Consider the following 8572-nt stretch of genomic DNA (forward strand, 5'->3'; position numbering starts at 1 on the left):
GCTCCAAAACGAGCTTCGACGTCTAAACCACGCTTCATGAACCGCCGTGTACGGAACCGTACGCACGGTGGTGTGGGAGGGGGGATGCCGCAAGGCTCCCTCCTACCCGATTCAAGGCCTATTGTCCCGGGAAGCCGCGCCGGAGCTGGCGATTGTCGCCACATCGAGCGATCGGACTGGTTCACCGGATATCAGTGTTGGCCGCGTCTCGCATTGACATGGCGTGCCAATTCCGGCGTCTCGAAGACGTAGTCGCTCCAGGCCGATTCCGGAATCTGACCAGCCAGATAACATTCCAGCAAAAGACTTTGCTCAGGGCTGAGAGGTCTCGGCGCGCGCTCATGCAGCGAGTGAAACAGATTTCTGGGCGCGTGAAACAGATTTCTGGTCAGGTCCGAGACAGTGAAGTGAATCGACATGTATTCGGTCTCCTTTGACCATCCAGCGCATCACCCCAAGCATCGGGACCGACCTCTGCTCCACTGCCCCTTCGGTTCGGAAAGAACCACGCGCAAAAATCAAGCCACAGCGTACTTGTGCGTCCAAAGCGACGCGGCGCTGCAATAGCTATTTAACGTCGAAGGCCGGATAAGGTTCAATGTGGCTGCCGGCAACGCCGATCAGGCAGTCCGAAAACCGACCAGCCGGCTCATGCTCACGGCCTGCGCGTCTGACCGAACCGCTGCGTCAGGTGCGCAGCAACGGTTTCAGGGCGCATCTTTTTAGCTGCCACCACTTGCCGGCTGGCTATTCGCAGACCATGCGGACCCGTTTTCCGGGTTGGCTGACGTTCCTGCAGGTGAGCGGTTTCGCCGGCTCGGACGACGGGGTCGGCGGAACTTTGGCAATCCTGGCGATTTTCCTTCTCGGCGCCATGGGGGTGTCGATTTTGCGGGCCGCCATTCTTTCCGGCGTTTCAGGCGCCGCAGGAAAGACGTCGGTCTGCAGCAACTGCGGCTGTTCGGCTTGCGCCTGCTGCGGCGGCCTGTCCCAGAACCGCCGGACATCGAGCGGCCTTGGAATGACGACGGTGCCGTCGTAGCTGCGCGAGCAGCCGCTCCCTAACAGCAGCATCGGGCACACGAAAAAAGGCAGGATCCGTCCCAACATCGGCAACACCCTAGCGGGATTTATAACGCGGCTTCGGTTCTACCGACAACCGTCGGAATACACTGCGGGCAAGGCTAGCGCATGACCCGGAGAATCGGAATCGATTTCGCTGGGGACCATGCGCAAAATCAAAGTGCCGCAGCGTCCCTGGCGCGACTTTGGCGCGACTGGGGTCGGGCATGGGCGATTGCCAGCCCACGTCATCAGCCGCAAGCCCGTCGGCCCCAAGCCCATCAACCAGGGGGCCCTTGCTCGAAAAGCTCGGTGCGGACGGAGAAATCCAGCCCAACACGGGATACCACATCAGCCTTGGGTCCAGCCAATTCGGTGACGCGTTGCGACAAGACTATGGTGCGATCGCACCATATCAAAGCATGCGTCCGGTTGGAACAATAAGCGCATTCGAGTTCCGCTCCTCCAGTTACGGGCGGGAGCAGCGACCGCCGGCAAGAAGCAGGGTCAGATTTACCCCAACGGACCTGCTTCGGCGATGGCGCGGCCATGACCTCCTTGGCCGCATGCAACGCGCTCCCGCCCGGATTTTCTTTCGGCGCCAATTGTTCGCCTGTCGAGGGCAAATGCCGGCCGCAAATCGCGCAAGCTGCTGATTCCAGCGGCAAACCACGGCTGTAGCGGCGAGACCCGTGGGCTTTCCTTTTCGACAGGGCTGTACGCGGTTACCGGGGTGACATCAAACTGTCATGTGACTGTAATAATCGGGGGCTATGGCCTCAGCGGGCGCCGAAGGAATGGCGCCGATAGACCATTTTCCGAACAGGAGCAGGCCACATGAAGAAATTCCTCCTTACGGCGTCGGCCGCGGCGCTTGCGCTCGCCGCGTCGGCTGGTTATGCCGCCGCGCGCGACCAGATTCAAATCGTCGGTTCGTCCACAGTGTTCCCCTTTACGACGGCTGTCGCTGAAAAGCTTGGCCAGAGCGGAAAGATCAAGACCCCGGTCGTCGAGTCGACTGGCACCGGCGGCGGCATGAAGCTGTTTTGCCAGGGCGTCGGCGAAAATACCGCCGACTTCACCAATGCCTCGCGCGCCATCAAGGACAGCGAGCTTAAAACCTGCAAGGCAAACGGCGTGACGCCGGTCGAGATCAAGGTCGGCTTCGACGGCATCGTACTGGCCAACTCGAAGGCAGGGACTGTCGTTGATCTGACCAAGGAACAGATTTTCAAGGCGCTCGCCAAGAACGTCGCTGTTGACGGCAAGGTCGTGCCCAACCCCTACAAGAACTGGTCGGATGTCGATTCGTCGCTTCCCGCGACAAAGATCGAGGTGCTTGGCCCGCCGCCGACATCTGGCACGCGCGATGCATTCGTCGAGCTCGTCATGGACGCAGCCTGTCAGGAAGAAGTGAAGGCGGCTAATGAAAAGGGCTGCGGCGAGATCCGCGAAGACGGCGCTTTTGTCGAGGCCGGCGAAAACGACAATCTGATCGTCCAGAAGCTGGAAGCCAACCCCAATGCCTTCGGCGTCTTTGGCTTCTCGTTCCTTGACCAGAACGCCGACAAGCTGCAGGGCCACAAGGTCGACGGCGTCGAGCCGACTTTCGAGAACATCGCATCCGGCGATTACGGCGTCTCCCGCTCGCTCTTTGTCTATGCCAAAAAAGAGCATGTCGGCGTCATCCCCGGCATGCAGGAGTTCATCGCCGAGTACACCTCGGATGCTGCATGGGGTCCTGATGGTTATCTGGCCGACAAGGGCCTGATCCCGCTGCCGGACGCCGAGCGCGCCAAGTGGGCAGAAAACGCCAAGGCCCTGAAGGGCATGGGCTCCTGATGTTTCGGGGTCCGAGCGTACCGCTCGGACCCTCATATGCTAAAGCACAAAGCGCGGGATCATAGGTCCCGTGCTTTGAGCCGGTGAATGACCGGCGGTCGAGGGGACGTCCCGAATCATGGTCGGTTATCTCGTTGTTCTTCTGTTGGTTCTGGCAGCGGCGGCCTATTGGATCGGCCGGACCCGCGCCATTGCCAGTGTCAATGGCGACGTCGCGCGACTGCATTCGCTGCCTGGCCAGCATGGCATGTTTCTGGCGCTTTTTGCTGCCGGTCCGGCGCTGCTTGCGATCGTGGTGTGGTCGCTGGTGACGCCGAGCATTGAATCGTCGATCATTGCCGACCGCTTCTCCTCCGAGTTGTCGGGAATGGGCGTCCCGCAGGTCGAAGCTTTCATCCGCGACGCTCGCGCGATTGCCTTTGGCGGGCTTGTCGGCTTCGCCGATCCCACGAAAGAGGCGGCCGCCGCCCTCTACAAATCGGTCCATGCGACCAGCACCTGGATCATCTGGACCGTCGCGCTCGTGCTTTCCGCGTCCGGATTTTACTGGGCCTATTCGCGCATCGCACAGGCCTACCGGGCGCGCCACGTGGTCGAGCGCATTCTTCGCGCATTCTTGATCGCCTGTTCGGTGGTCGCAATCCTGACGACGATCGGCATTGTCCTGTCGCTTATCTTCGAGTCCCTGCGGTTCTTCCAACAGGTGCCGTTCTACAAGTTCCTGTTCGGCACGCATTGGTCGCCGCAGAGCGCCTTCACCGGCGCGGGAGCGGAGGCCGGGGCGGTCAACGAGGACATTTTTGGCATGGTGCCGCTGTTTGCCGGCACGTTGCTCATCACCTTCATCGCCATGCTGGTAGCTGCGCCTATCGGGCTGATGGCTGCGATCTACCTTTCGGATTACGCCTCCAAAAGCGTCCGCGCGGTCGCAAAGCCGGTTCTGGAAATTCTCGCCGGCATTCCGACCGTCGTCTACGGCTTCTTCGCCGCGCTGACGGTTGCGCCCTACTTCCGCGGTATCGGCGAAAGCCTGGGCCTCAACGTCGCGTCTGAATCCGCGCTCGCCGCAGGCGTGGTCATGGGTATCATGATCATTCCCTTCGTTTCCTCGCTTTCCGACGATGTGATCAACGCCGTTCCGCAATCCCTGAGAGACGGTTCCGCCGGCCTCGGCGCGACCAAGTCGGAAACCATCCGCAAGGTCGTCCTTCCCGCTGCCCTTCCGGGCATCGTTTCGGCGATGCTGCTTGCCGTCAGCCGCGCAATCGGCGAAACAATGATCGTCGTCATGGCGGCGGGGCTGGCGGCAAACCTCACGGCCAACCCGCTCGAAGCGGTCACCACCGTGACCGTGCAGATCGTGACGCTGCTGGTGGGCGACCAGGAGTTCGACAGCGCCAAGACGCTTGCAGCCTTCGCACTCGGCCTGGTGCTGTTCTGCATCACGCTTTCCCTCAACATCGTCGCTTTGCGCGTCGTCCAGAAGTACCGAGAGCAATATGACTGATGCGATCTCGTCATTCGGCGCCGTCGGACGGCCGGTCAGCATTCACACCGACGATGCCGCGAAAGCGCGGCTGAAGGGCCGCTACCGCACGGAAACGTGGTTCAAATGGCTTGGCGCCGCAGCTGTTGCGTTGGCCGGCTTGTTCCTTGTGCTGCTCTTGTCGACGATCGTCACGCAGGCGATTCCGGCGCTGCGGCAGAACTATGTGACGCTCCCGATCGATCTTTCGGCGGCCAAGGTCGACCCGGCGAAACTCGACGAAGTGAATTACGACGCCATCGCCCAGGAAGCGCTTACGGCAAAATTTCCGGATGTGACGAGCCGCCAGGACAAGCGCCTGCTGCGCGGACTGATTTCCACCGGAACAGGCGTGTTCCTGCGCAAGGATATTGCGGCTGATCCGGGGATGCTCGGAGGAACGGTGGACTATGCGGTTCCACTTGACGATTTTGCCGACCTCTATCTCAAGGGTCTGCTTGCCGACGTCGGTTCGGACGAAGCGATTTCGACAACTGTCACGCCTTCGCAAACCAGCGGCGACATCGATCTGACCTTCGGCGACGATGCCATGCTGGCGCTGGCGCGCGGCCATGGTGCGACCGAGGGCGAAAACGGCATGCTCACGCTGACGAGCGGCGCGTCGTCGCTGCTGGTCGCGTTTAATGGCGGCACGGTCAAGCTGACTGCGCTGTCGCCTGCGGCCAACGGCACGGTGATCGCAAAGGGCACGGTGATCGAGGCGCTGGACAGCACGGCGCCGGCCGCGAGCGGCCAGGCATTCCTGCGCGTCATCGAGACGCCGGAAGCATCGCGAAAGATTTCGGACAAGATGATCGTCTGGCTCGACAGGCTGAAGAGCGCCGGCCTGATCGAAAGCCGGTTCAACTCGATCTTCTTCTTCACCGGCGCAAGCCGCGAGCCGGAACTGGCCGGTGTCTGGGGCGCGGTCGTCGGATCGTTCCTGACCATGATCGTAACGCTGGCCATCGCCTTCCCGATCGGCGTTTCAGCGGCGATCTATCTTGAGGAATTTGCGCCCAAGAACCGGCTGACGACGATGATCGAAGTGAATATCAACAATCTGGCGGCGGTGCCTTCGATCGTCTTCGGCCTGCTTGGACTTGCCGTATTCCTGAATTTCTTCGGCATGCCGCGCTCCGCCCCGGTGGTCGGCGGCATGGTGCTGGCGCTGATGACCCTGCCGATCATCATTATCGCCTCGCGCGCTTCGCTGCGCGCGGTGCCCCCGTCGATCCGCGAGGCGGCGCTTGGCATCGGAGCCTCCAAGGTCCAGACCGTATTCCATCACGTCCTGCCGCTGGCGATGCCGGGCATCATGACCGGCACCATCCTCGGAATGGCGCATGCGCTGGGCGAAACCGCGCCGTTGCTGATGATCGGCATGGTCGCCTTCATCGTCGACATTCCCGGCGGCTTCACCGATCCCGCGACGATCCTGCCGGTGCAGATATTCATGTGGGCGGATTTCCCGGAAGCCGGGTTCCAGCAGAAGACTTCGGCGGCGATTTTGATTTTGCTGGTGTTTTTGGTCATCATGAATGCCATCGCGGTGATACTGCGCAGGCGCTTCGAGCGGCGCTGGTAAGGAGTAGAGGATATGAACATCATGACGGAAGCCGGCGTCGAGCAGAAACTGAGCAGCGGAACCAACGCCCCTTCGATCAAGATGAAGGGCGAAAAGGTCTCTGTTCACTACGGCGAGAAGCGAGCTCTGTTCGACGTCGATCTCGATGTCCGCGAGCATCAGGTGACGGCGTTGATCGGCCCATCGGGCTGTGGCAAGTCGACGTTCCTGCGTTGCTTGAACCGAATGAACGACACGATCGATATCGCGCGGGTGAGCGGCAAGATCACGCTCGACGACGAGGATGTCTACGACCCGAAAATCGATGTCGTCGAGCTGCGAGCCCGCGTCGGCATGGTATTCCAGAAGCCGAACCCGTTTCCGAAGTCGATCTACGAAAACGTCGCCTACGGTCCGCGCATTCACGGCCTGGCCAGGAGCAAGGCCGAGTTGGACGGCATCGTCGAATCGAGCCTGAAGAAGGCCGGCCTGTTCAACGAGGTCAAGGATCGCCTGCTCGAGTCGGGTACCGGCCTGTCCGGCGGACAGCAGCAGCGCCTGTGCATTGCGCGGGCCATCGCCGTGTCGCCGGAAGTGATCCTGATGGACGAGCCCTGTTCGGCGCTCGATCCGATCGCCACCGCCCGCGTCGAGGAACTGATTGACGAACTGCGCCAGAACTACACGATCGTCATCGTCACCCATTCGATGCAGCAGGCGGCGCGCGTGTCGCAACGCACGGCGATGTTCCATCTCGGCTATCTGGTCGAGGAGGGCGCCACCGACAAAATGTTCACCAACCCCGACGACAAGCGCACCCAGGACTACATCACCGGCCGGTTCGGCTGAGCGGTCCAGCGAATTTCGAACACGAGGACAGCACCATGGGTGAACACACCGTCGCATCTTTCGACGAGGAACTGGAGCATATCGACAGGCTGATCCGCGATATGGACGAGCTCGCCGCCGCAATGGTCGCAGCCTCGATACGCGCGTTGCTCGCGTCGGACAATGCGATGGCGCAGCGCGTCGTCTCGGACGACGCCATCATGGATGCACGGCAGCGCGAGCTCGACGACAGCGCGATCACGCTGATCGCCAAGCGGCAGCCGATGGCGCAGGATCTGCGCGCCGTGGTTGGCGCAATCCGCATGGCCGGCGATCTCGAGCGCATCGGCGACCTGGCCAAGAACATAGCCAAGCGGGTCAGTGCAGTCGGGCAGAGCGCGACGCCGCGTAATCTCTCGCACGGTATCGATGCGATGGCGGATCTCGTTCTTGTGCAGCTCCGCGGCGTGGTCGAGCACTATGTGTCGCGCGATGCCGGCGCGTTGAAGGAACTGCGCACCGACGACCAGAAGATCGACGTGAAATACACGGCGGTCTTTCGCGAGCTCCTGACCTACATGATGGAGGATCCGCGCAACATAACCGCCTGCACACATCTTCTGTTCTGCGCCAAGAATCTCGAGCGTATCGGCGATCATGTCACCAACATCGCCGAAAACGCCTATTTTGTCGTGACCGGGCAGCAATTGCCGGCGGATCGCCCGAAGCTCGACGAAACGACGATGTCGGCGCCGGCGACATGACAGGAGTGACCGGCCGATGATCGCGCCGCGCATCATGGTGGTGGAGGACGAAGAGCCGCTGGGCGTCCTCCTCCGCTACAATCTGGAATCCGAAGGCTATCAGGTCGAGGTGGTGACGCGCGGCGACGAGGCCGAAATCCGGCTGCAGGAAAACGTGCCCGATCTTTTGGTGCTCGACTGGATGGTGCCGGCGGTTTCCGGCATCGAGCTTTGCCGGCGCCTTCGGGTGCGTCCCGAAACCGAGCGGCTGCCGATCATCATGCTGACCGCGCGCGGCGAGGAGAGCGACCGGGTGCGCGGCCTTTCGACCGGAGCCGACGACTATCTGGTCAAGCCGTTCTCGACACCGGAATTCATGGCCAGGGTCAAGGCGCTGCTGCGCCGCGCCAAGCCCGAAGTGCTGTCCAGCGTGCTGAAGGTCGGCGACATCGTACTCGATCGCGAATCGCACAGGGTTTATCGCAAGAAGACCGAGATCCGGCTCGGGCCGACCGAATTCCGGCTGCTCGAATTCATGATGCGGCACCCGGGTCGGGTCTTCTCGCGCAGCCAGTTGCTCGACAATGTCTGGGGCGAGACGATCTACATCGACGAGCGCACGGTGGACGTCCATGTCGGCCGGTTGCGCAAGGCGGTCAACAATGGTCGCATGCCCGATGTCATCCGCACCATCCGCGGCGCGGGCTATGCGATCAGGGAAGACTAGGCCCTCGGCGCGTAAGTTCTGACAGGTCGAGCATGCGGATCGCATGCTCTGGCGATTAGCCGAAACGCCCCTCACTTCGTCATCCTGGGGCGGAGCAAGGAGCGAAGCGACGCGGCGCAGACCCTAGGATCCATGCCGCGACTTGAGAGCGCTGCTGCGATCCAGAATTCTGCTCCGCTGCACTCCTCGGCTAAGTTTACGGCATGGATCCCAGGGTCTCCGCGACGGAGCTTCGCTCCTGCTTCGCCCAGGGGTGAGTGCGTCAGGAAGTTCATGGT

General features: G+C 61.7%; 8 protein-coding genes. 6 read left to right on the forward strand and 2 right to left on the reverse strand.

The genetic code is table 11. From position 1 onward, the window contains the following. Positions 1–191: 191 nt before the first annotated feature. Together NMG80_RS01090 and NMG80_RS01095 are read right to left on the reverse strand one after the other, a co-directional pair. Entirely contained in the window at positions 192–419 is a 228-nt protein-coding gene (locus tag NMG80_RS01090) for a hypothetical protein (protein ID WP_254016417.1), read from the reverse strand. A gap of 328 nt (positions 420–747) precedes the next feature. Beyond that, positions 748–1074: a hypothetical protein gene (locus tag NMG80_RS01095; protein WP_254016418.1), complete on the reverse strand. Its 327-nt coding sequence runs from the start codon at positions 1072–1074 to the stop codon at positions 748–750. An 825-nt stretch (positions 1075–1899) separates the two neighbouring features. Between NMG80_RS01095 and NMG80_RS01100 the strand changes: the two genes are divergently transcribed. The 6 genes from NMG80_RS01100 (at position 1900) to phoB (ending at position 8294) form a co-directional block, all read left to right on the forward strand. Further along, positions 1900–2904 (forward strand): PstS family phosphate ABC transporter substrate-binding protein, encoded by a 1005-nt coding sequence (locus NMG80_RS01100; protein WP_254016419.1) that lies wholly within the window; start codon positions 1900–1902, stop codon positions 2902–2904. A 118-nt stretch (positions 2905–3022) separates the two neighbouring features. Next, on the forward strand, positions 3023–4411 hold the full coding sequence (gene pstC / locus NMG80_RS01105; RefSeq protein ID WP_254016420.1) for a phosphate ABC transporter permease subunit PstC: 1389 nt from the start codon (positions 3023–3025) through the stop codon (positions 4409–4411). Then, entirely contained in the window at positions 4404–6017 is a 1614-nt protein-coding gene (gene pstA, locus NMG80_RS01110) for a phosphate ABC transporter permease PstA (protein WP_254016421.1), read from the forward strand. The genes pstC and pstA overlap by 8 nt, the downstream gene beginning before the upstream one ends. Positions 6018–6029: 12 nt before the next feature. Further along, positions 6030–6845 carry a phosphate ABC transporter ATP-binding protein PstB gene (gene pstB / locus NMG80_RS01115; RefSeq protein WP_254016422.1) on the forward strand — a complete coding sequence of 272 codons (816 nt, stop codon included), beginning with the start codon at positions 6030–6032 and terminating at the stop codon, positions 6843–6845. Between the two features lie 35 nt (positions 6846–6880). Next, positions 6881–7588 (forward strand): phosphate signaling complex protein PhoU, encoded by a 708-nt coding sequence (gene phoU / locus NMG80_RS01120; RefSeq protein WP_254016423.1) that lies wholly within the window; start codon positions 6881–6883, stop codon positions 7586–7588. A gap of 16 nt (positions 7589–7604) precedes the next feature. Then, a complete protein-coding gene (gene phoB / locus NMG80_RS01125) occupies positions 7605–8294 on the forward strand; it encodes a phosphate regulon transcriptional regulator PhoB (RefSeq protein ID WP_254016424.1) in 690 nt (229 codons plus the stop codon). Positions 8295–8572: the final 278 nt, after the last annotated feature.

Origin of the sequence: Mesorhizobium escarrei, assembly GCF_935825525.1 — a bacterium.
GTDB lineage: Bacteria > Pseudomonadota > Alphaproteobacteria > Rhizobiales > Rhizobiaceae > Mesorhizobium > Mesorhizobium escarrei.

Coding starts and splice junctions, on each gene's coding strand:
- pstC (WP_254016420.1), top strand. CDS start 3,023: ATGGTCGGTTATCTCGTTGTTCTTCTGTTGGTTCTGGCAGCGGCGGCC.
- NMG80_RS01090 (WP_254016417.1), bottom strand. CDS start 419: ATGTCGATTCACTTCACTGTCTCGGACCTGACCAGAAATCTGTTTCAC.
- NMG80_RS01100 (WP_254016419.1), top strand. CDS start 1,900: ATGAAGAAATTCCTCCTTACGGCGTCGGCCGCGGCGCTTGCGCTCGCC.
- phoB (WP_254016424.1), top strand. CDS start 7,605: ATGATCGCGCCGCGCATCATGGTGGTGGAGGACGAAGAGCCGCTGGGC.
- pstA (WP_254016421.1), top strand. CDS start 4,404: ATGACTGATGCGATCTCGTCATTCGGCGCCGTCGGACGGCCGGTCAGC.
- pstB (WP_254016422.1), top strand. CDS start 6,030: ATGAACATCATGACGGAAGCCGGCGTCGAGCAGAAACTGAGCAGCGGA.
- NMG80_RS01095 (WP_254016418.1), bottom strand. CDS start 1,074: ATGCTGCTGTTAGGGAGCGGCTGCTCGCGCAGCTACGACGGCACCGTC.
- phoU (WP_254016423.1), top strand. CDS start 6,881: ATGGGTGAACACACCGTCGCATCTTTCGACGAGGAACTGGAGCATATC.